We start from the raw sequence: 22,571 nt of genomic DNA on the forward strand, positions 1-22,571 counted from the left end.
CAAAATCAATATACGTCACGCTGATAGCGTTTTTTCTGCTGCATGTCTGCCAGGAAGCTTTCCGCTTTTTCACGGCTCATGCCGCCTTCTTCCTGAATGATATCGAGAAGCGCCTGGTGCACGTCATGCGCCATATGCTGTTCATCACCGCAGATGTATACGGCGGCTCCCTGCTGCAGCCATTCATACAGCTCTTTGCTTTGTTCTTTCATGCGGTGCTGCACATATACCTTTTCCTCCGAATCCCGGGAAAAAGCGACGTCCATTTTTGTGAGAACACCGTTTTGCAGCCATTTTTGCCATTCCGTCTGGTACAGAAAATCAGTGACAAAGTGCTGATCCCCGAAAAACAGCCATGTTTTCCCTTCAGCTCCGGTTTCTTCACGCTCCTGCATAAAGGAACGGAACGGCGCGATGCCTGTCCCCGGCCCGACCATAATGACCGGTGTATCCGGATTGTCCGGCAGCTTGAAGTTTTGGTTGTGCTGAATGTAAATCGGAAGCGTATCTCCCGGCTGGAGTCTTTCCGCACACAGAATGCTGCAGACGCCTTTTCGTTCTCTGCCGTGCGCGTCATATCTGACCGCTCCGATTGTCAGATGCACCTCTTCCGGATTCGCTTCTAAACTGCTTGCGATCGAATAGAGCCGGGCCGGCATTTTACGCAAGATGGAAAGAAAGTCTTCCGCGGAAGCTTCCCACGGCCCGAAATCCCGGACGAGATCAAGCAGGTCACGGCCGTTGATGTACGCTTTCACCTGCTCTTCGTTTCCTTCGGCCAGAAGTTCACTCAGCTTTTGGTCAGCCGTAAACTGTGCGGCCTTTTGCAGGAACGGTTTTGTTAAGACGGTTATTTCAAAATGAGAAGTAAGCGCATCTTTCAAAGGGAGACGCTCTCCTTGTTTATTCACCGCCACTTCCTGTTTTGGGTCCCATTTCAGCTCATTGATCAGCTCATCCACGAGCGCCGGATCATTTTCCGGATAGATGCCGAGGCTGTCTCCGGGCTGATACGCGAGGCCCGATCCTTCAAGCGAAAGCTCGAGATGGCGTGTTTCTTTATTCGAACCGCGTCCGTTCAGATTGATGTTCTCAAGAACCTCCGCCCGAAACGGGTTCGTTCTGGAATAAACGGATTCACCGAGAGCGGGCGTCTCGGCAGGCGCTTCGGCTGTTTGATTTCCCGCTCCTTCGTTCAAACCGCCGATGACCGCGTCAAGCCATTCCGAAAACGGCTCATCATAATCAAGATCGCAATCAACCCGCGGCGCAAGCTGGGTACCGCCGAGCTCTTGAAGACGCTCGTCAAACTCTTTGCCGGTCTGGCAGAAAAATTCATACGAGCTGTCCCCGAGCGCCAAAACGGAGTAACGGAGCGCTTCAAGCTTCGGCGCGCGTCTGCCGTGAAGAAATTCATGAAAGGCCAGCGCGTTATCCGGCGGATCGCCTTCTCCGTGCGTGCTCACCACGATCAATAAATTGTTTACTTTTTTCAGATTATTCGGCTTAAAATCGTTCATCGACGCGACGGTGACCTGGAATCCCCGTTCCTCAAGCGTCTTTACCGTCTGTTTCGCAAGACCTTCCGCATTTCCCGTTTGCGATCCGTATAATACGGTGACTTCTCTTGAGACTGCCGGGCTTTCTGCTGGAGCCGGAGCAGCGGGTGCGGCTGTTTCACCGGATTCGGACCGGGCCGCAGCCAAATAACCGCTCAGCCAGATTTTCTGTGATTCTGTCAAGGTCGGCAGAAGGCGGTTAAGGAGCTCTGCCTGCTCCTGATTAAACGGACTGTTCATGACCTGAAGTTGCAACGATATCCACCTCACAAGGAATTAAACGTAACGTACGTTATTTCTATAGGAATTGTCAAAATAATATTCTAATTGAAACTTTACCGAAAGTTTGTATGTAAGTAAAATATATAATCATGATGACAATGATTAAGATTACTAATGATAAAAAGCCCTTTGCACTTGGCAAAGGGCTTACACGAATAAGCCGGCGGGCACTTCTTTTATAAAAGGAGAGGGTTCTCCCGGAGACAGCACGGTCAGATGATGCATCGCTCGCGTACAGGCCGTATATAACAGCTTACGGTCATGTTCGCTTTTGTACTGGACAGCGGAGGCGTCAGCGGCAATGACGGCGTCAAACTCAATGCCTTTTGCCAAATACACGGGAATGACACATACCCCTTTTTGAAAAGGCTGGTTTTCTTTATTGATCAAACGGACACCGCTCCCGGCGCTGACCGCCTGAAATACTTTTTTGGCTTCCGCGGCCGTTTTGCAGATGACGGCAACCGTCTCCCAGCCTTTTTGTCTGAGCTCCCGGATTGTATCCGCCAATTGTTCCTGCCGCGCTTTTTCTGTATTCGTCCGCAAAACACGCGGTTTTTCCCCGTTCCGGTTAAAAGGCTCAATGTCATCGCCGTCAGCCAGCAGCGCTTTCGTAAATTCAACAATCTGCCGCGTCGATCTGTAAGTCCGTTTCAGGCTGACATACTTTTCTGCACCATTGCGAAAGCAGCCGGCGAGGGAAGAAGGGCTCGTAATGGTGTGGGCATAAATCGACTGGCTGACATCACCGAGCACCGTCATCTTTGCCCCTGGGAAGATGCTTTGAATATACGTGAACTGAAATGGGGAATAATCTTGCGCTTCATCAATGAAGACGTGCTTCATTTGTGTGTTTTTTCTTTTTCCTTCTAACAGATCCTGCAAATACAGATACGGAGCGGCATCTTCATACGGAAGTGACCGTTCTGCAAATGCGTTTCTGGTCAAAGCGCCGATGCCCTCCCAATAATCGGGCTTTTCATAAGCTCCCCAGTCTGAAAACAGCCGGAGATACATCCGTTTTATATCGAGAAAGCCGAGCCGTCTGACGGCCTGCTTAATCGGTTTAAAGGCTTTGCCGACAATAATGGCGCCAAGCAGCCGCTGTTCGCGCTGATGGTCGTCAAATACAGGTTCATCATCTGCCGCCTGCTTCTTGAGTGTTTGATAAACCTCAGCATAGTCTTCCTTATCAAGCAGCTCGCTCTCCTGCAAGACCCATTCCTTCTTACGCTCCTTTTTTTCGAGAGCGCTGATTTCCGCGAGAAGCCATTCCGCCGTCAGCTCCGCTCTGTTCGGAATCGGCAGCTGCTGATCAAGCGAATAAAAATAGGCTTCAATCCGTTCTTTTGAAATCAGGGTCTCTCCCCGGAAGCTGATCTGTTTACACATCAGGCCCGAGCCGGAAAGCGAGCCGGCATAGCGGTCAATCATGGCCTGGAAAGCTGATGACGCTTTGTAAGCAATGGCTGCGAGCCTTACGGAAAGTGCGTCCTGATTTTGTTCAGTCAGGCAATATTCAAGCTGCTCGTACGGGCTTTCACAATCAAATTTTCGTCCGAGCCGGCGGATGATATATTCCTGAAAGGTGGCCTGCTCCATATTCTCTTCTCCCAATTCCGGCAATACGGCGGAAACATAACTGTTGAACAAAATGTTCGGGGAAAACAATACAATCTGACGGGCATCAAGCACCCCGCGCCCGCGGTACAGCAAGTAAGCGGCCCGCTGAAGCGCCGCGGATGTTTTCCCGCTTCCGGCGGCTCCCTGAACGATGAGATATTTGCTTTTTTCATCCCGAATGATTTCGTTCTGTTCTTTTTGGATGGTTGACACGATGTTTTTCATATGCTGTCCGGAATGGCCGCTCAGCACCTCTTGCAGCATTTCGTCACCAATCGTCATATCCGTGTTAAACATCGCTTTAAGCGTCCCGTTTTTAATGATAAACTGCCGCTTCAGTGTGATGTCTCCCTCTATTGTTTCTTCCGGAACTTCATAGCGGGCTTTTCCCGGGGAATATTGATAGTAAAGAGATGAGATGGGCGCGCGCCAATCATAAATGAGAAATTGCTCGTTGTTTTCATCCATCAAAGAAGTCAGCCCGATATAAATCCGCTCGGAAGAGGACTCCCCTTTTTCCGTAAAATCGACACGGCCGAAGTAAGGAGAGGTTTTCAGCTTTTGGATTTTTTGAAGCTGCCGGTATTGAAGCCGATGCGTCCGTTCACGTTCTGAAAGCATTTCTGCCTGCTGTTTAATGCTTGAAAATGTCTCAGCCGCTTCATGGGCATCATCCATATTCACGGTGACATCATCCCAAAACGTTTTTCTCAGCCCGACAATATCCTGCTTCAATCCGCCCGATGAGGCTTCAAGATGAGTTTGTTTCTGTTCCAGTTCCTTCATGACAAAATTGAGTCTTTCCTGCTCTTCTTTCCACTCTTTATCACGTTTTGCCATCAGCGGCACCTCCGACATCAAGCTGACAAATCCGGCTTTCATCTTACAAACATATATGCAACATATTATTCAGCATTATGGTCAAATACCCTTTTTCTTATCATATCGGGCGTCTTTTTTTATCAGAAGCCGTTATGAAAAAAAAACCGATTTCTTTATGAAATCGGTTTTTTACTGATCTATATGATAGGAACGATTCGGCAAGCGCCACCTGAACACATAACTGCAGATGCGGCATGCCACAAGCACAAGAAACAGCACATACAAACCGGCGGCATCCCCGGCCCAGCCGAGGCCCACGATTAACCCTCCGAGCGCGGCCCAGACCGCGTAAATTTCCGCCTTGAGCACAAGCGGCTTCCTGCCCGCGAGCAAATCCCGTATGATGCCGCCCCCGCTGCCGGTGAGGACCGCTGCCGCAATCACCGCACTGAGCGGATGGCCCATTTTCACGGCATATAAAGCGCCTTGGATGGCAAACGCCGAAAGCCCGATGGCATCGGATAGGTTGCCCCATTTACTCCAATGCCTTAACAGCAGCTTCGGAAACAAAAAGACAATCGTAACTGATGCGAGAGCGATTTGAAAAAACGCGCCTTGCTCCCACAAGGCGGAGACCGGAACACCGATCAGCAGATTTCGGATCGCTCCTCCGCCGAACGCCGTTACAATCCCCAAGATATACACGCCTAAAATATCATACTCCTCTTCCATCGCAACAATCGCTCCGCTGACCGCAAACGCAATGATGCCGATTACACTAAGCAGCTCCCAGGCCATTCCATATGCTCCTTTTTATTTGTTAAATTTTCTGACGACCATTAGATTTTATAATCGCTTTCTCTTAAAATCAACCTTATTTTTGAAAGATTCTGATTCCTAATCCGGGACAACCTCACTCGCAACGGCTGGGAGCAAGAACATTTACCTATTTTATACTATTTTGGGAGGTTTATTGGAAGTTTCATTGAATACTTTCTCTAAGAAAAAGGGGGTTATGAGATGAAAATCAGTTCACTTGTTTTTCCTGTTTTATTGGCCGCCGGATTAATTCCCGGCCTGCCGTCAGCCGAAAGCCATACGCATTCGCACACTCATGCGGAGCCGGCGAAAACGGTGTATACGGACCCGCTTCCGAAAGCCGATCATTTTAAAGATCTGAAGGGCCCGGTCCAAGTCGAACAGACGGTTGACACAAAAATTCTGGATGAAAACGGCAAGCAGGTCGGCACGAAACGATTCAATGCCAATGTCAGTCAGGATAAAGCCTCAACTAAAGCCAGCACGGGCAGCCAGAAGGTCAGAGTGCTGGCGGTGGCGGACGCTGAATACCGCGCCAAATACAGCGACTGGCAAACGCGAATCGTCCAGATCGTGGAGCAGGCGGATGTTGCTTTTAACCGTGATCACAACATTGATTTCGTCGTACAGGCCGTGCAGGCTTGGAATTCCTCCGGCTCAAACAGTTCTCAGATTTTATCGAATCTCCAAGGCAGCTTCAGAAATCAAAATTATCATTTTGTCGTCGGTTTTACCGCAAAATCAAGTTTTGACGCCGGCGGTATCGCGTATGTATATAACGGCAAACCGAGCGGCCCGGCTTTCAGCGTGAACCTTGATCAAGGAACGGCCAACACGGCGAAAGCTGCACAGCACGAGTTTTCCCATAACTTCGGACTTCAGCATGACGCCCAAGGCAGCGGCATTCGCTGCGTCATGAATTATGATTATGCCTATTCCGTGGATATTTGGGACAGCTCCCATAACAGACAGATTGCAACAAACAAAGCTTGGTACAAATAATAGAAAAAGAGCCGCTCCCAAGGAGCAGGCTCTTTATTTTGCCGCGCGTTCCGTTTTGACAAAACACATGCAGATAATAATGAGAATAAATGCCGTCAATGCCAGGAAAGGTATGGTAATGAAACCGAACCAGTTAATATATTCAGATGAGCAAGGCACGCCGTAGACACACGGCTTGATGCCGCTGAAACCGGGCACCTTCTGCTCAAGGTAATGCATGATCGATATAAACGCGCCGATGACGGCCATCGGCAGCACGTATTTTTTCACGCGCGTGTCACCCTGGAAGGTGGCGATTCCTAAAATCAGGACAAGCGGGTACATGAGAATTCTTTGATACCAGCACAGCTCGCACGGTATGAATTTTCTGATCTCGCTGAAATATAGGCTGCCGAGCATGGCAGCAAGAGCTATCACCCAAGAAGCATATAAAAATACGATTCTATTTTTCATTTTTCAGCTCTTTCTTAATCGTTTTTGAAATCTCATCATATTTAGAGAAGTCATTAATCACTTTGTCATTTACGTAAATCGTCGGTGTCGCCGTAATGTTTAATTTATCATTCAGGTCAGTGTCAGCTTTCAGCTCTTTTGCAAATGTCTCTTTATCAAGGTTTTCCTTCAGCTTGTCAGGATCAACCTTTTTCGCGGTGCTTTTGACCGTTTTTTCAAGCAATGCAGGCGTGACCCATTCCTGTTCGCTTGACGGCTGCTGTTCAAACAGCTTTTCATGGAATGCCCAGAATGATGCCGGGTCTTCTTTCCACACTTCTTCTGAAGCAAGAGCCGCCAGACGCGAGCCGCTTCCGTGGTACATGACGTTCACAAATGAAAATTTCACGTCGCCTTTATCGATAAAATCTTTTTTGATTTTCGGAAAGATATCGCTGTTAAATACTTTGCATGACGGACATTTGTAATCTCCGAATTCAACTACCGTAACAGGCGCGCTGTCTTTGCCGAGCACGGGCTGTCCTTTAATGGAAGGCTGTTCGGCGACTGTTTCGCCCGCTTTTTCCGTTTGGTTGTTAATAATTACGATGGCCGCAAATAAAACGACAACGATTAACGTCAGTATCACCGCAAATTTCGCAGACGATTGTTTCTTTTTCACTCAGACACCTCATTGTTTTTAAAATAAAAAAGAAGCGGATGCCGGATGGCCCGCTTCTCTATTTTACCAAGACAACCTTGTTTAAGAAAACCCTGAAAAACGAATTATCTTTGACAATTATTCCGCTTTCACTCTCATGACGCGCATCGCGTTGGCAACGGCGATCAGCGTGACGCCTACATCTGAAAAGACCGCTTCCCACATGGTGGCGAATCCGAATGCGCCAAGCAGGAGAAAAATGATTTTTACGCCTAAAGCAAATCCGATGTTCTGCCAGACGATCCGGCGTGTGCGGCGTGCAATCCGGATGGCTTCGGCTGCTTTTGACGGCTGGTCTGTCATCAGGACGACATCGGCCGCTTCGACGGCGGCATCAGAGCCGAGAGCCCCCATGGCAGCCCCGATGTCAGCTCTGGCAAGCACAGGCGTATCATTAATCCCATCGCCGACAAACATCAGTTTTTCATTCGGTGCAAGCGCCGCTTCAAGTTCTTCGACGCGGTCTACCTTGTCACCCGGCAAAAGCTCTGTGTACACATCATCAATACCGAGCTCTCGGCCGACAGCTTCTCCGGTCTGCTTTGAATCACCCGTCAGCATCACTGTCCGCTTCACGCCGAGCGCTTTTAAATTGGCAATGGCCTGTTTGGCGTCCTCTTTGATTTCATCGGCGATCACGATCGCCCCCGCATACTGCTGATCAACGGCGACATAGACGACGGTTCCGTTATTTTCAGCTGTGCCGGAAGCGATTTGTTCTTTTGCCATCAGTTTTTGATTTCCGGCCAAAATCGTTGATTCGCCGGTTTTCACCCGAATGCCGTGTCCGGGTATTTCTTCATATTCTTCAATCTCGTCTGCCGCGAGCGGTTGATTGTAAGCTTCACGGATGGAAGAAGCAATCGGATGATTGGAATGGACTTCCGCAAGCGCGCCCGCATGAAGCAGGCTGTCTTTTGTAAATCCCGCCGCCGGCTTGATATCAGTAACGGCGAAATTGCCTTTCGTTAAGGTTCCCGTTTTATCAAACACGGCGTATGCCACCTGATTGAGCGCTTCTAAATAGTTGCTTCCTTTCACGAGCACCCCTGCTTTAGACGCAGCTCCGATACCGCCGAAAAACCCGAGCGGAATGGAGACGACGAGTGCGCACGGACAAGAAATCACAAGGAAAAGCAGCGCGCGGTACACCCAGTCGGATAGCGCGGCTGAAGGCACGAGAAGCGGCGGTAAAAAGGCGAGAAGCACCGCAACAATGACAACGGCCGGTGTATAATACTTGGCAAACTTCGTAATAAAGTTTTCCGTTTTCGCTTTGCGTCCGGCCGCATTTTCGACCAGATCCAATATTTTTGACACGGCAGAGTCTTCATATCCTTTAGAGGTTTCAATATGAAGCACGCCGTTCTGATTCATAAATCCGGCCATCACATCTTGCCCCGGCTCCGCTTTTCTTGGCACGGATTCGCCCGTTAAAGCGGATGTATCAACCATCGAAGAACCGCTCAGCACCTTTCCGTCCAGCGGAATCCGTTCTCCGGGATTCACGACGATGACCTGTCCGACTTTGACGTCCTGCGGCGGAACGGCAGTCATGCCGTTTTCCGTTTTCACATTGGCGTACTCAGGACGGATGTCCAATAACGCGCTGATCGATTTTCTGGATCGGCTGACGGCCGCTCCCTGAAACAGTTCACCGATTTGGTAGAACAGCATGACCGCGACGCCTTCCGGATACTGATGAATCATAAATGCGCCGATCGTAGCAAGCGCCATCAGAAAATGCTCATCAAATACCTGGCCGCGGACAATGTTTTTTCCCGCTCTGGCTACGATATCGCCGCCGATAATCAAATACGAAGCAAAAAAGAGCAGAAACTCAAGGACGGCGCCCGTGCGCGCGAAGTAAGCGATGACGGCCAAAACGGCGCCCGCCGCCAGCCTCACTAACATCAGCTGCAGCTTTTTGCGGTATTCATCCTCGCCGGGTTTGTCTTCGTGCTTCGAACGAACGGTCACATGAGGATCAATGGACTTTACTTTTTTCGCAACCTCATCTTTCATCCATTGCTCGTTTTTGCCGCCGGCTGAGACCGTGATGGTGCTTGCCGCAAAATTGACAGCACAGCCGTCTATGCCGTCAATGGCTTTTACGCCGTTTTCTATTTTTTTTGCACAGTTGCTGCAATCAAGTCCGTCTAATACAAATTCACCTTTGGCTGCTTTCATTTTCGACTCACCCTACTTTCCGTAATAGGATTCCCATAACATCAATACAGCTAAACGAATTTATATATATGAACATATACTCATATATGTGTTTTCTATTATATGCAGGCTTTGAATAAAGTGTCAATAAAAAAGACAAAACAGGCCTCAGCCCATTTTGTCTTTTTTTACCTTCTGTAAACGCAAAGCATTAAGGACGACCGATACTGAGCTGAACGCCATGGCAGCGCCTGCCACCCACGGGGCCAGAAAGCCGGCCGCCGCAATCGGAATGCCGATGCTGTTGTATCCCAATGCCCAGCCTAAATTCTGCTTGATGTTTCTCATGGTCAGCCTGCTCATGCCGATGGCGTCGGCAATGCCGTTCAGGTCACCGCGGATCAGCGTAATATCGGCTGCTTCCATTGCGATATCTGTGCCGGTGCCGATGGCCATTCCGATATCGGCCACAGCCAGCGCCGGAGCATCATTGATGCCGTCACCGACCATCGCCACGCGCCGGCCTTCTTTTTGCAGCCGGGAAATTTCCGCCGCCTTTTGTTCGGGAAGCACTTCGGCGATCACGCTGCCGATGCCCGCGGCTTTTGCAATGGCTTCCGCGGTCTTTTTGTTGTCACCGGTCATCATGATGACGTCAAGCCCCATATCATTCAGGCGTTTCACCGCGGCCGGAGATGTGTCTTTGATTGTATCGGCGACTGCGATAAGCCCCGCCGCTTTGCCGTCTGCCGCAATAAGCATCACCGTTTTTCCTTCCGCCTCCAAGCGGGCCATGTGAGGAAGCAGCGCCTCATGTTCGATGTGTTCCGATTCCATCAGCCGTCTTGATCCGGCTAGAATCGTTCTGCCGTCAGCCTCGGCGTATATTCCGGAACCGATCCGGGCTTGGAACCGGGTGATTTTCGGGATGGCAATCCCCCGTTTTTCGGCTCCTGACACGATGGCTTCTCCAAGCGGGTGCTCTGATCCCGTTTCGGCGGCCGCCGCCAGCCGCAGGAGTTCCTCTTCGTTCATTCCCGCTGCCGGTACGGCATCTGTCAGAACCGGTCTGCCGTTTGTCACCGTTCCTGTTTTATCCAGTACGATGGTCGTCAGACGCTGTGTTTTTTCTAAATGCTCTCCGCCTTTAAAAAGAATGCCGAATTCAGCTGCGCGGCCGGAGCCCGCCATAATGCTCGTCGGAGTGGCGAGCCCGAGTGCGCACGGACAGGCAATGACAAGCACGGCGATGAATTTGCCGATCGCTTCAGAAAACTGTCCCGGCGCCGCCCATACATACCAAATGAGAAAAGTCAGCACGGCCAGCCCCAGCACAATCGGGACGAAAATGCCTGAAATGTGATCTGCGAGCCGCTGAATGGGGGCTTTTGATCCTTGGGCTTCTTCCACGATTTTAATAATGTGTGCAAGCGCGGTATCTTTCCCGACATTCACCGCTCTGATTTTGAGAAAGCCGTTTGCATTGATCGTCGCCCCGGTGACGGTGCTTCCGGGAGACTTATCGACAGGCATGCTCTCCCCCGTAATCATCGATTCATCAATTGCGGAATGGCCTTCAATCACTTCGCCATCGACAGGAACACGTTCTCCCGGTTTCACATATACGATATCCCCCGTCCGGACCTCGTCAATCGGAATCACCTGTACCTTCCCTTCCCGCTCAACCGCCGCCGTCTTCGCCTGAAGCTTCATTAACTTTTTAATCGCTTCTGATGAGCGGCCTTTCGCTTTCATCTCTAAAAGCTTTCCAAGCAAAATCAAAGTCAGCAAAATGGCGCTCGTTTCATAATAAAGCCCCTCTACATGTACGTCTCGTCCGAGAGACGCAATCGTCATGTACAGGCTGTATGCGTAAGCGGCCGTCGTTCCGAGCGCAACGAGAACATCCATATTGGCGCTTTTGTTTCTCAGCGCCTTATACGCTCCCATATAAAAAGGCCAGCCGATGACGAGCTGCACCGGGGTGGCAAGCGCGAATTGCAGCCACGGATTCATCAGGATATCCGGCATCCAGATAAAAGAAGTAAAAGAAAAATGGCTGACCATCGACCATAGAAGCGGAAATGAGAGAACGGCAGAAAATATCAGCCTGATCAGCTGTTTTCGCTGCTCTTTCTCCTTTTGGGATAATCCGCCGTCTTGGCCGTCCGCTTCCTTTTCTTCTAATCGGTAGCCGAGTTTTGCCACGGTCTCTTTCAGTTCTTTCGGTGTCACCTCTTTGGGGTTGTATTCAACGGAGACCGTTTCAAGGGCGAAATTCACCGGCGCGCCCACAACGCCCTCTGTTTTGTTCAGGCGCTTTTCAATCCGATTGGCGCAAGCGGCGCACGTCATGCCTTCAATCTGAAACTCGGCTTTTTCCGTCACAACATGGTAGCCGAGTTTTTCAATTTTATCCTTTATGGCGCCAGCTTCGATTTTGTCAGGCTGATAGGAAATATTTGAGGTCTCAAGCGCAAGATTGACGGAAGCGTCATTGACGCCGTCCATCCGTTTCAGCCCTTTTTCAATTCTTGAAGCGCAGGCGGCGCATGTCATGCCCCCCACTTGAATGGTCATTTCTTTCGGTTCACTCAATGTCCTCATCTCTCTCCATAAACCCCAGGGGGGTATAAATTTGATAAAAGAAAACCGCGCCCGTTTCCGCAGCGCGATAAATCCTATACGACGTCATAACCTTGATCTTCAATCGCGTCTTTTATATCTGATACGGAGACTTTGTTCTCATCAAACGTCACATCCACCTGTCCGGCTTCCAATTTCACCTGAACCGCCGCCACTCCGTTCAGTTCTCCCACTCCGGTCTCTACTGCTTTGACGCAGTGCTGACAGGACATGCCCTCGACTTGCAGTGTTTTTTGTTCCATGATGATTCCCTCCACGTCTTGTTTTTTCTTCTTCATGTTACCATACCCCTGTAGGGTATTTCAAAACATTTTATTTTACGATTTTGCGATTTTTTTCACAACATCAAGCAGCTCGGCAATCGCCTGCTCCCCGTTTCCGCTCTCAATGGCGCCGGCTACGCAGTGATGGGCGTGATCTTCCAGCAGATGAAACGCGACTTTCTGCATGGCCGCCTGTACGGCTGAAATCTGCACGAGAATATCCACGCAGTATCGTTCGTTATCCACCATATTCTGAATGCCCCTGACTTGGCCTTCAATCCGTTTCAGCCGGTTCAGAATCTGGTCTTTTTCTTTGGCGCTTTTATGATTTAACGATTGATGCTCGGTATGTTTGTCCATTTTCCACCTCGGTTTTTTTTCTTCGTTATCTTCATTATACAGACTTGAAAAACCGGTGTAAAAAATTTTCAACACACAAGTTTTACCAGTACTCCCGCGGGGTATATAATGTTATCACATATCATGAGGGGGAAATCCATTGAAAACGATAAAGGTTGGCATATTGGGATATGGTTTGTCGGGTAAAGTTTTTCATGCGCCGCTTTTGGACGTCCTTGATGATTATCAGATCAAAAAAGTCATGACCTCCAGAACGGAGGAGGTCAAACGTGATCTACCGGGGGCTGAAGCCGTGCGCGCGATTGAAGACATTACCGGTGATCCTGACATTGACCTCGTCATCGTCACGACACCGAGCGGAATGCATTATGAATCAGCGATGAAATGTCTCCTGGCGGGAAAACACACCGTCGTGGAAAAACCGATGACGGCGACTTCAGCAGAAGCGGAGGAACTGAGAAGAACGGCTGAAGATAAAGGCGTCTTACTGAGCGTGTACCACAACCGGCGGTGGGACAATGACTTTTTAACAATACAAAAGCTGATTCGGGACGGGGCGCTTCAAGACATTCATACATATCAAGTCAACTACGATCTGTACAACCCGGTTGTACAAGAAAGATGGCGCGAAAAAAACGGACCCGCCACGGGAACGCTGTATGATCTCGGTTCACATATTATTGACCAGACGCTTCTGCTTTTCGGAATGCCGGAATCCGTCACCGCACATGTGATGAAGCAGCGGGACAATAGTGAAACCGTTGATTGTTTTCTAGCCGCGCTCCATTACGGCAAGCTTCAGGTCATTCTTCAATCCGGCTCTATGAATGCGGCAAGCGGCCCGCGCTATCAGATTCACGGACGGAATGCAAGCTTTATCAAATACGGAATGGACGGACAGGAAGACGCGCTTTCAGCGGGCAAAAAGCCGGTTGACGAGAGCTGGGGCGCCGATGATCCTGACAACTTCGGAGAGCTGACAACCGCAGCGGATGAAAAAAGGCATACAGAAACAATCCCCTCTGAGAACGGCTCTTACCTTACGTACTACAAACTGCTGGCAGACAGCATCTTAAACGGAAAACCGCTTCCCGTTACGGCAAAAGAAGGCATCGATGTCATCCGTGTCATTGAAGCGGCGATGAGAAGCAGCGAACAAAAACGGACGATTGCCCTTTAATATGAAAAACCTCCCAGCCGTACGGCGGGGAGGTTTTTTTTAAGATCAGAATGATTTTCCGGCTTCTTTCGCGCGGGTAATCGCATCTTCTTTAATTTGCTGTGCTTTATTCGGTTCAGCATTATGACCTTCAACGATTAATCCGTCGAAAGAAGGAACGCCGAAGAAGTTCATCATGATGCCGATGTAACGGTGGCCCATTTCCATGTCAGCCGCCGGCCCTTCAGAGTAATAGCCTCCGCGCGCCTGAATGTGGAGCGCTTTTTTGTCTGTCAACAGACCGATCGGGCCTTGCTCTGTATATTTGAATGATTTTCCGGCTACAGCCACAGAATCAAGGTACGCTTTCATAACAGGCGGGAATGAGAAGTTCCAAAGCGGTGTGACGAATACGTATTTGTCAGCTGACGCGAATTGATCGCTCAGCTCGTTCAGACGGCCGACTTTCGCTTTTTCGTTTTCAGAAAGCTCTTCAAAACCTGTGCCGGATTGAAGTTTTCCCCAGCCGCTGAATACATCCGCGTCGATATGAGGGATGTTCTCTTTGTAAAGGTCGATATGTACAACCTCATCATTCGGGTTTGATTCTTTATAAGAATCGATAAACGCTTTTCCTGTCGCCATGCTGTAAGATGTCTTTTCATCATGAGGATGAGCAGTGATATAAAGTACTTTTGCCATTGTAAACAGCCCTTTCGTTTTCAGATTACACACACATTTATTATGAAATATGAATGTTTTTTTATACTGATCAGTTCTGTAATAATTATAGTTACAAAAAAATCTTTTCGCAACAATAATATCTCGAAATCAGTATATTTTTTTGAAAAGGCTGCAAGAAGTACCTCCAGCAAATCGAAAAAAACCCGCGTTAAGCAAATTTCGACAAAGAAAAGACCGATTTTGACCATGTTAAGCCTAAATCGGCTGTTTCATTTCAGACAGTTGTGTGGAATTTATCCATGCAAAATGTTCCTGCTCTTATATTAGAGACAAACGAATTCCGCTTCATACGTTCGAATTTATCACACTCTTTTATTGCAGGTCTGCTTGCCAGTTTAACAAATGCTTCATTTTCTGTTCTGTTTCACCTTCTTGGCGAGGTTGGTAAATGGTTAATTTTAGTTCAGGGGCATCGTACACTTGAAGAGTAATATGATCCATAATCATTTCTCCAACTAAAGGATGCAGCAGTGTTTTTTTGCCGCAAGGAGTACCTAGAACTTCATGCTTGGACCACCAATTACGAAACTCAGGGCTCTTATTGGTAAGTTCTTTAATGATATCTTTAAACCACTCATCACCGACAAAACGTGTATAGGCTAAACGAAATTGAGCAATCAAGCGTTGCGCATGATCTTCCCAATTAAGAAAGAGGTCTCGGTATTCTTTAGACGTAAAGCAACGCCAGACTGCATTACGATCTCGATCATTCATTTTATTAAAGTCACCAAAAACCACGGCAGCAGCTTTATTCCAGCTTACTATGTTCAATTTTTCGTCGGTTACATATGTAGGGCAGTATTCTAATTGACTCAATACATTTTTCAGGACGCTATTTACACTTTCAACGAGAGGTCTTCCCACCTTAGATAGCAATGGCCGATTTGCTAATAAAAATAGATGCTCTTTTTCCTCTTCATTTAACCTGAATACACGCGAAATAGCCTCCAATACGTCTGAAGATACCTGTATATCACGCCCTTGCTCTAACCATGTATACCAGGTTACTCCTATTCCTGCCAGCTGAGCTGCTTCTTCTCGGCGCAGTCCTTCTGTTTTTCTGCGCGGACCAATAGGTAAACCAAAGTCTTGAGGAGATAATCGCGCCCGTCGTGTTTTTAAGAAATCCCCTAGTTCTTTCCTTCTTTCTTTGTCACTTAACATGAACATCTCCCCTTATAAGTAGTAGTTTTAATAATAGGATAAACACACTCCTATTCCCATTATAAACCTTCATCTATTCTAATAAATGAAGGAGGTGAGTTTTATGGTTTTCAAAAATAGGGCTGAGCCTTTCCCGAAAGGATTAGTTCTCCTCATGGCTGCAGCATGTGGTTTTACAGTAGCTAATGTCTATTTAAATCAAACGCTCTTAGTCAGTATGGCAAATACTTTTCACGTTTCTGAAAACTATATAGGAATTGTAGCAACTTTAACTCAAGTGGGATATGCATTGGGAAATCTTTTATTGGTACCATTAGGTGACATTTTTGAACGGAGAAAATTGATCCTAAGTTTATTATCTATTGTATGTATAATTTTAGCCGCAACTGCTTTATCAATGAATGTAACGTGGCTGATTGCAGCAAACTTAATTCTTGGATTTGTTACCATAGTCCCTCAAATTATTGTTCCTCTTGCTGCTAATTTAGCTTCAGAAGAGAACAGAGGAAAAGTGTTAGGGAATGTTGCCATTGGCTTAGTGTGTGGGATTTTAGGCGCTCGATTTATCAGTGGTTTTGCAGATTCCCATTTTGGATGGAGATCAATGTATTGGGCTTCTTTTGCTGGCACAATGATAATGATCATTTTAATGGCAATGTATCTTCCAAAAAGCAAAGGAAATCATGCAATGCAGTATAAAACATTACTTGCATCTTTAGGCCCGTTATTTAAAAAAGAAAAAGTGTTGCAAAAAGCTTGCCTGAGTCAAGGAATGATGTTTGGTTCCTTTAGTGCCTTCTGGACAACTCTTATTTTTTTATTAAATACTTCTCCTTATTCTTATGGGAGCACCGCGGCAGGTTTAATAGGTTTAGTGGGAATAGCTGGAGCCTTTGCAACTCCCATGATTGGCCGGGTGATCGATAAAAAAGGATCAAAATTTGCTAATACCTTATGTATGTTTATTTCTTTAATCGCTTTTCTGACCTTAATATTCTTAGGATATTGGTTACCGGGATTACTCCTTGGCGCACTATTAGTAACAGTTGGCACGCAAGCAAATCAAGTTGCTTGTCAAGCTGCTATCTTTCAACTATCTTCTGAAAAGAGAAGCAGATTAAATGGTTTATACATGGTATCTACATTCTTAGGCGGATCTTTAGGATCATATCTAGGTGTACTTGCTTGGAGCAAATGGCATTGGTATGGAGTATGTACAGTTGGGATACTCATGATAGGTATTGCTTTTAGTTCCTTATTTAGCTTACCTAAAAAAAGAACAGTGAAAAATAGAGAATTCGAGAAAGGAAGTCATATCTAATGTCTGAAAATACAGAAAACTACAAAAAGGGATTGGAAGTTCTATCAAAAATAGATCCGCACAACTATCAAAATATCGTGAACAGTTTTAAAGATTCAGCAGCACCTGACTTGGGAACTTTGGCTGTGGAATTTAATTACGGTCAAATTTTTTCCAGACCGGGATTAGATTTAAAATCCCGCCTTCTTGCAGCAGTTGCTGGTCTGACTGCTTTAGGAAATACGGAACAATTAAAATTTTATATTAACGGAGCTTTAAATGTCGGATGGACCGAAGAAGAAATTGTGGAAGCTATGATGCAAATGTTAATTTATGCAGGCTTTCCTGTCGCATTAAATACCATTTTAACAATAGCTACTGAAGTATTTTCTAAAAGACGAAATCAGCTGTCATCCAATTTATTGGAAGGAGAGTAAAAAATGATTATTGATAGTCATGCCCACGTAGTTCTACCTGTAGAAAAACACATTGAAATGATGGATTCAAGCGGGATAGATAAAACTATTTTATTCTCTACGCTTGTTCATCCAGAAAAAAGTGAAAGCTACGATGAATTTATTCAGGAAATGGATGTACTGAATCAAATTTTAAATAACGAAATAAATCCCCTAGAAGCACGATCAAAAGCTTTAGAAGAATTGAGGGATGCTATCGCAAAATATCCTGACCGTTTTATTGGATTTGGATCAGTTCCCCTTTTAAGTTCCTCCGGAGAACTGCATGATTGGGTTGAGAAGATTGTAAAAGATTATAAAATGAAGGGACTTGGAGAATTCACCCTTGGTTCAGGCCAAATTAAAATGCTTGAGCCTATATTCCAGGCAGCTAGTGATTATAATTCCTTTCCGATTTGGGTGCATACATTCCATCCACTCAATTTAAATGATATTCAGGAATTGTTCGCTTTAACTCGTAAATATCCCACTGTCCCTGTAATCTATGGCCATTTGGGAGGGATTCATTGGCAGCAAGTTATTGCATTAACAAAAGAAACAAAGAACGCCTACCTAGATATTTCTGCATTTTATACAACCTATGCATTATCTTTGGCTATAAAAGAACTCCCAGAGAAAACTTTATTTAGTTCTGATTTTCCATATGGTGATCCATTCTTAAATAAGTTGGCAGTTGAACGCCATGCTTCAAGTGAAGAAGTCATACAACGAGTACTAGGCGGGAACATTGCTAATCTCTTAAAGATTTAACTTATTTTTATAACAATTTCTTAGGGAATATAAGTTTGAAGGATTGCATTCAACATTCCTTACGTCTTTTAAATAGTAAAGAGCCGATTTACTCTAAACGGGGTAAATTTCGGCTCTTTTCTTATCCAAAATGCTGGCGGGATCCCTTTATTGACGGGCAGAAACATTTAGTTTCTGCTCAAAATCGGATTTGGTTTGCAGACCGGAATATCCAATCCGAGATTCCCCCGCAGTGTATCCGCCGGATAGCTTTTTCGGTACAGCCCCTTTTCCTGGAGGATCGGTATGACTTGATCCACAAAGGCTTCAAGCATGCCCGGGATGTCAGAATGAATGATAAACCCGTCCGCCGCTTCCCGCTGAAACCATGTTTCAATTAATGACGCCACACGTTCCGGTGTCCCGATAAAGTTGGTTCGCGGAAACGCGGCTTCGCGCGCCACTTGACGCAGCGTAAGATTCCGGGCTTTCGCCTCTCTTTTGATACGATCTGTCGTGCTTTGAAACGCGTTTTTCCCGACGTCGCCCAAATCAGGAAACGGCTCATCCAATGGAAACTGGCTCAGATCATAATCGTCAAAAAATCTGGCCACATACTTAACAGCGTTCTCTATCGGAATCAGCTCGGCGAATTCTTGGTATTTCGCTTCCGCTTCTTCCTGTGAGCCGGCTATAATCGGACTGATTCCCGGAAAAATCCGCAGCTTGGAAGCGTCCCGGCCGTAATCCGCCGCCCGCTTCTTCACATCATCATAAAAAGCTTTCGTTTCCTCAAGTGAATTGGAGTGCGTAAAGACTGCATCTGCATTCCTCGCGGCAAACGACCGGCCGGTTTCTGAAGACCCCGCTTGGAAAACGACCGGCTCTCCCTGTTTGGACCGGCCGATATTCAGCGGGCCCTCCACTTGAAAATACTCGCCTTTGTGATACAGGCGATGCAGTTTGTCAGGGTCAAAAAACTGCCCGGTTTCTTTGTTGCGGACGAAGGCATCTTCTTCCCAGGAATTCCACAGACCGCGCACCACGTCCACATGTTCCTGGGCGATGGCGTAGCGCCGGCTGTGGTCGGGAAGGCTTTCTTTGCTGTGATTGCGCGCGGCTCCCGCCTGCGGAGAGGTGACGAGATTCCAGCCCGCCCGGCCGCCGCTGATATGGTCAAGAGACATCAGCTGTCTTGCGATGGTGAACGGCTCAGTGAACGATGTGGAAAATGTGCCGATTAAACCAAGATGGGTTGTAGAGGCGGCAAGCGCCGATAAGATAGTGATCGGCTCAAACCGATTTAAGAAATGCGGGATGGACTTTTCAGAAATGAACAAGCCGTCCGCAATAAAAGCAAAGCTGAACAGCCCTCTTTCAGCAGTCTGCGCTTTTTGCCTGTAAAACGCCGCATTCGTGCTTGCTGTCGGATCGGCGTCGGGATGACGCCAGCCGTCCGTTGTGCCGCCGACACCGTGAATCATGGCTCCGAATTGAATAAGATCCGTCCGGCTCATTTTCTCTCCCCCTTTTTCCCCTCGTAATCAGCAAGCGCCCGTTCTACATGTTCAATGCCGACTTGAGTAACGGCCTGATACACACGGCTGTCACCGCTGCCGATTTCAACGACGGGAACATGACGGATGCCGTACTTCGTCTGCAGCACGTCACGCAATTCGTCCCGTTCTGTCACATCAATTGTTTCGTATGCAACGGCATTTTCCCGCAAATATCCTTTCACTTCATCGCAATAGGAGCAGCCCTGTTTGCTCCAGACCACAACGTTTACTTCATAACTCATGTTCATCCCTCCTATAATTGTGGGGCCGGCTGCACCGCTTCGCTTAACAGCCGGTAAGACAATCGTTTTTCCTCAGCGTTTTTGATAGGCGACAAAATCACAAAATCGGTAATGCTGTATTGAACCGATAATCGTCTCAGCTCGGCGGCTGTCTCTTCTTTTGTCCCGGCAATCACACCCGTCTTTTGTGTAATCAGCTTATACGGCTGCGTGACTTGTTCAAGAAACGCTTCCGCTTGTTCCCGGGAACCGACATTCACCTTTTTGCCGTCCTCGAGAATGATTTTGACCGACTCACGCGATACCACGTGTTTTTCCGCTTCTGCTTTTGTATGCGCGGTAAAGACCATCGGCGCAAGGTGAAATTCCGCCTTCGACCCTTTCGGCAGATGCTCGTCAAAGGCGTGGCGCGCTTTTTCTAACGCAGCCTCTTCACCGTTTATGAAATAGGCGAAAACGAAGGAAATGCCGAGTTTGGCCGCGGATATCGCGCTTTCCGCGCTGCCGCCGAGCAAAAAGATGTCAGGCGCATACTCAGTATGCGGCGTCGGCCGCAATGACGCGTAGCGGTGTGAGTCCGGAAAATCATTTCGGATGAAATGAGTCAGCTCCTCAAGCTTTTCTTCAAACAAACGGGCGGGCTGGATAAGCTCCCGCTGCAGCGCATCGGTTGACAGCTGAAATCCGCCGGGCGCTTTGCCGACACCGAGCGCCACACGGCCGGGAGCAAGGGCGGACAGAACCCGGAACTGCTCCGCCACTTTATAAGGACTGTAATGCTGCAGCATCACCCCGCCGGACGCGAGACGGATTTTTTTCGTGCTTGCGGCAAGATACCCCAGAACAATTTCCGGCGCTGATCCCGCTATCTCTTCATTGTTATGATGCTCCGCCGCCCAGAAACGGTCATAACCGTATTGTTCGGCCTCCTGAGCCAATTTCACCGTTTGCCGCAAGGCTTCTTCTGCGGTTTGGTTTTCCGCGGTGACACTTTGGTCTAAAATGCTTAAACGAATCATACGACAGGCTCCTTTATGCGCTCTTTTATGTCATAACCGTAATCAGGCAGCACGCGGCGGAGGAACTTCTTCGTTCTTTCTTTTTTCGTCTTGTAAAAGACTTCCTCAGGCGTTCCTTGTTCCACGATTGCTCCTTCATCCATAAACACAATTCGGTCGGACACTCTTCTGGCGAATTCCATCTCATGTGTGACAATGATCATGGTGGCGCCGGTCCGCACAATGTTAAGCATCACCTCGAGCACCTCGCCGACAAGCTCCGGATCGAGGGCTGCGGTCGGTTCGTCAAACAGCATGACATCAGGATGAATGGCAAGCGCCCGGGCAATCCCGACCCGCTGCTTTTGTCCTCCCGACAGTTGATTCGGATAGGCGTGCAATTTATCCTGAAGCCCCACCTTGGCCAGTTCCCGCTCGGCAATGGCGTACGCATCTGTTTTTTTCATTTTCCTTGCGACCGTCAGGCCTTCCATAACATTTTGAATCGCCGTTTTATGCGAAAACAAATGATATTGCTGAAAAACCATCGCCGTCTGTTTCCTCAGTCTGAGAATGTCTTTTTTGGCAGGCTTTTTGCAGTTAATGACTTCACCGTGCAGCGAAATGGCGCCCTCATCCGGCCGCTCAAGTAAATTAAGGCAGCGCAGAAAAGTGGTTTTCCCGGAACCGCTCGGGCCGATGATGGTCACGACTTCTCCTTTCCGGACACTTAAATTGATCCCCTTTAGCACGTGATGACTGCCAAAATGTTTCTGAATGTTTCGGATTTCGATCATAATGCGCCTCCTTGATATCTGGCTGCCCTTTTTTCTGCCAGACTGTTTACAGCTTCGAGAATCAGCGTTAATCCCCAATAAATCACGGCAGCCCCGATAAATGCTTCCAGAAACGCATAGTTATCGGATGCCGCAATCGTCGCCGTTCCTGTAATTTCAGGCACCGCAACAATTGCCGCGATGGAAGTGGTATGCAAAAAGCCGATGCCTATGTTGGTGAAGTTCGGGAGAGATATCATGAACGCCTGCGGCAGAATTACGCGCCGAATCATCTGGCCCCGCGTCAGGCCGATTGAATATGCCGCCTCCGCCTGCCCCGTATCGACGGCCATGATCCCGGAACGGAGAATTTCCGTCATATAAGCGCCTGCCGTTAATGACAGTGCCATGATGACAAACACGGCGACCGGAATCTGATTGGCCGACCAGCCGAGATGAAACGCGCGGCTGAATTGATCGGCAATCAGCGGAACCCCTAAATAAATCAGCATAATATGGAGAATCGCCGGGGTGCTGCGGAAAAAAGACACGTAAAACGATGAGCAGGCCAGCAGCCATTTGATGCGGAATATACGCACCGTGATATTGCCGAGAGCTATGAAAAATCCGGCAATAATCGGAATGACCGTCATTGCCAATGTAAGCGGAACGGTTTTCATCATTTGTTTGATCGCAGTGCCGATAAATGGAATGTCCAGCTCCACT

At 47.8% G+C, this 22,571-nt stretch carries 21 protein-coding genes; 5 read left to right on the top strand and 16 right to left on the bottom strand.

Annotated features, from left to right (window positions below):
- Nucleotides 1-5: 5 nt before the first annotated feature.
- From JNUCC22_RS15480 to JNUCC22_RS15490, 3 genes are all read right to left on the bottom strand, one after another.
- Complete coding sequence (locus JNUCC22_RS15480; RefSeq protein WP_216061868.1) at nucleotides 6-1,814, bottom strand: assimilatory sulfite reductase (NADPH) flavoprotein subunit; 1,809 nt, start codon at nucleotides 1,812-1,814, stop codon at nucleotides 6-8.
- Nucleotides 1,815-1,988: 174 nt separating this feature from the next.
- Nucleotides 1,989-4,304 (bottom strand): RNA polymerase recycling motor HelD, encoded by a 2,316-nt coding sequence (gene helD, locus JNUCC22_RS15485; RefSeq protein WP_072589560.1) that lies wholly within the window; start codon nucleotides 4,302-4,304, stop codon nucleotides 1,989-1,991.
- 171 nt (nucleotides 4,305-4,475) lie between these two features.
- Nucleotides 4,476-5,084 carry a trimeric intracellular cation channel family protein gene (locus tag JNUCC22_RS15490; protein WP_007410017.1) on the bottom strand — a complete coding sequence of 203 codons (609 nt, stop codon included), beginning with the start codon at nucleotides 5,082-5,084 and terminating at the stop codon, nucleotides 4,476-4,478.
- Between the two features lie 222 nt (nucleotides 5,085-5,306).
- Here JNUCC22_RS15490 and JNUCC22_RS15495 point away from each other — a divergent pair, with 222 nt between their 5' ends.
- Nucleotides 5,307-6,107: a zinc-dependent metalloprotease gene (locus tag JNUCC22_RS15495; protein WP_007410016.1), complete on the top strand. Its 801-nt coding sequence runs from the start codon at nucleotides 5,307-5,309 to the stop codon at nucleotides 6,105-6,107.
- Nucleotides 6,108-6,140: 33 nt separating this feature from the next.
- Here JNUCC22_RS15495 and JNUCC22_RS15500 read toward each other — a convergent pair whose 3' ends face one another.
- The 6 genes from JNUCC22_RS15500 to csoR all read right to left on the bottom strand — a co-directional run bounded on the left by JNUCC22_RS15500 (nucleotide 6,141) and on the right by csoR (nucleotide 12,698).
- A complete protein-coding gene (locus JNUCC22_RS15500) occupies nucleotides 6,141-6,560 on the bottom strand; it encodes a disulfide oxidoreductase (protein WP_012118443.1) in 420 nt (139 codons plus the stop codon).
- Entirely contained in the window at nucleotides 6,550-7,221 is a 672-nt protein-coding gene (locus JNUCC22_RS15505) for a disulfide bond formation protein BdbD (protein WP_012118444.1), read from the bottom strand. The genes JNUCC22_RS15500 and JNUCC22_RS15505 overlap by 11 nt, the downstream gene beginning before the upstream one ends.
- A 117-nt stretch (nucleotides 7,222-7,338) precedes the next feature.
- On the bottom strand, nucleotides 7,339-9,450 hold the full coding sequence (locus JNUCC22_RS15510; protein WP_216061869.1) for a heavy metal translocating P-type ATPase: 2,112 nt from the start codon (nucleotides 9,448-9,450) through the stop codon (nucleotides 7,339-7,341).
- A gap of 147 nt (nucleotides 9,451-9,597) precedes the next feature.
- Complete coding sequence (locus JNUCC22_RS15515; RefSeq protein ID WP_216061870.1) at nucleotides 9,598-12,027, bottom strand: heavy metal translocating P-type ATPase; 2,430 nt, start codon at nucleotides 12,025-12,027, stop codon at nucleotides 9,598-9,600.
- 83 nt (nucleotides 12,028-12,110) lie between these two features.
- Nucleotides 12,111-12,317 (bottom strand): copper chaperone CopZ, encoded by a 207-nt coding sequence (gene copZ / locus JNUCC22_RS15520; protein ID WP_029325836.1) that lies wholly within the window; start codon nucleotides 12,315-12,317, stop codon nucleotides 12,111-12,113.
- Nucleotides 12,318-12,392: 75 nt separating this feature from the next.
- Complete coding sequence (csoR, locus tag JNUCC22_RS15525; protein WP_003151723.1) at nucleotides 12,393-12,698, bottom strand: copper-sensing transcriptional repressor CsoR; 306 nt, start codon at nucleotides 12,696-12,698, stop codon at nucleotides 12,393-12,395.
- A gap of 139 nt (nucleotides 12,699-12,837) precedes the next feature.
- Here csoR and JNUCC22_RS15530 point away from each other — a divergent pair, with 139 nt between their 5' ends.
- Nucleotides 12,838-13,878 (top strand): oxidoreductase, encoded by a 1,041-nt coding sequence (locus JNUCC22_RS15530; protein ID WP_216061871.1) that lies wholly within the window; start codon nucleotides 12,838-12,840, stop codon nucleotides 13,876-13,878.
- 45 nt (nucleotides 13,879-13,923) lie between these two features.
- Here JNUCC22_RS15530 and JNUCC22_RS15535 read toward each other — a convergent pair whose 3' ends face one another.
- Both JNUCC22_RS15535 and JNUCC22_RS15540 read right to left on the bottom strand, forming a co-directional pair.
- Nucleotides 13,924-14,559, bottom strand: coding sequence for an FMN-dependent NADH-azoreductase (locus JNUCC22_RS15535; protein WP_007410009.1), 636 nt, complete (start codon nucleotides 14,557-14,559; stop codon nucleotides 13,924-13,926).
- Nucleotides 14,560-14,913: 354 nt separating this feature from the next.
- On the bottom strand, nucleotides 14,914-15,765 hold the full coding sequence (locus tag JNUCC22_RS15540) for a helix-turn-helix transcriptional regulator (protein ID WP_007410007.1): 852 nt from the start codon (nucleotides 15,763-15,765) through the stop codon (nucleotides 14,914-14,916).
- A gap of 103 nt (nucleotides 15,766-15,868) precedes the next feature.
- On the opposite strand from JNUCC22_RS15540, the gene JNUCC22_RS15545 reads away from it, so the two are divergent.
- From JNUCC22_RS15545 to JNUCC22_RS15555, 3 genes are read left to right on the top strand one after another with little or no spacing between them, the layout of a single operon-like run.
- Nucleotides 15,869-17,086, top strand: coding sequence for an MFS transporter (locus tag JNUCC22_RS15545; RefSeq protein ID WP_192452697.1), 1,218 nt, complete (start codon nucleotides 15,869-15,871; stop codon nucleotides 17,084-17,086).
- A complete protein-coding gene (locus tag JNUCC22_RS15550; protein ID WP_012118452.1) occupies nucleotides 17,086-17,502 on the top strand; it encodes a carboxymuconolactone decarboxylase family protein in 417 nt (138 codons plus the stop codon). The genes JNUCC22_RS15545 and JNUCC22_RS15550 overlap by 1 nt, the downstream gene beginning before the upstream one ends.
- Before the next feature lie 3 nt (nucleotides 17,503-17,505).
- Nucleotides 17,506-18,291 (top strand): amidohydrolase family protein, encoded by a 786-nt coding sequence (locus JNUCC22_RS15555; RefSeq protein WP_216061872.1) that lies wholly within the window; start codon nucleotides 17,506-17,508, stop codon nucleotides 18,289-18,291.
- Between the two features lie 167 nt (nucleotides 18,292-18,458).
- Here JNUCC22_RS15555 and JNUCC22_RS15560 read toward each other — a convergent pair whose 3' ends face one another.
- The 5 genes from JNUCC22_RS15560 to JNUCC22_RS15580 are packed head-to-tail and all read right to left on the bottom strand — an operon-like array spanning nucleotide 18,459 to nucleotide 22,570.
- Nucleotides 18,459-19,787 carry an LLM class flavin-dependent oxidoreductase gene (locus JNUCC22_RS15560; RefSeq protein WP_216061873.1) on the bottom strand — a complete coding sequence of 443 codons (1,329 nt, stop codon included), beginning with the start codon at nucleotides 19,785-19,787 and terminating at the stop codon, nucleotides 18,459-18,461.
- Entirely contained in the window at nucleotides 19,784-20,071 is a 288-nt protein-coding gene (locus tag JNUCC22_RS15565; RefSeq protein ID WP_012118454.1) for a glutaredoxin family protein, read from the bottom strand. The genes JNUCC22_RS15560 and JNUCC22_RS15565 overlap by 4 nt, the downstream gene beginning before the upstream one ends.
- An 11-nt stretch (nucleotides 20,072-20,082) precedes the next feature.
- Entirely contained in the window at nucleotides 20,083-21,090 is a 1,008-nt protein-coding gene (locus tag JNUCC22_RS15570; protein WP_003151713.1) for an LLM class flavin-dependent oxidoreductase, read from the bottom strand.
- A complete protein-coding gene (locus tag JNUCC22_RS15575; protein ID WP_032867948.1) occupies nucleotides 21,087-21,866 on the bottom strand; it encodes an amino acid ABC transporter ATP-binding protein in 780 nt (259 codons plus the stop codon). Before JNUCC22_RS15575 ends, JNUCC22_RS15570 begins: the two co-directional genes overlap by 4 nt.
- Nucleotides 21,863-22,570 carry an amino acid ABC transporter permease gene (locus tag JNUCC22_RS15580; RefSeq protein WP_052827850.1) on the bottom strand — a complete coding sequence of 236 codons (708 nt, stop codon included), beginning with the start codon at nucleotides 22,568-22,570 and terminating at the stop codon, nucleotides 21,863-21,865. The genes JNUCC22_RS15575 and JNUCC22_RS15580 overlap by 4 nt, the downstream gene beginning before the upstream one ends.
- Between the last annotated feature and the right edge of the window lies 1 nt (nucleotide 22,571).

The sequence above is a fragment of the Bacillus sp. JNUCC-22 genome (assembly GCF_018861275.1).
In the GTDB taxonomy this organism is placed as follows: Bacteria; Bacillota; Bacilli; order Bacillales; family Bacillaceae; genus Bacillus; species Bacillus velezensis.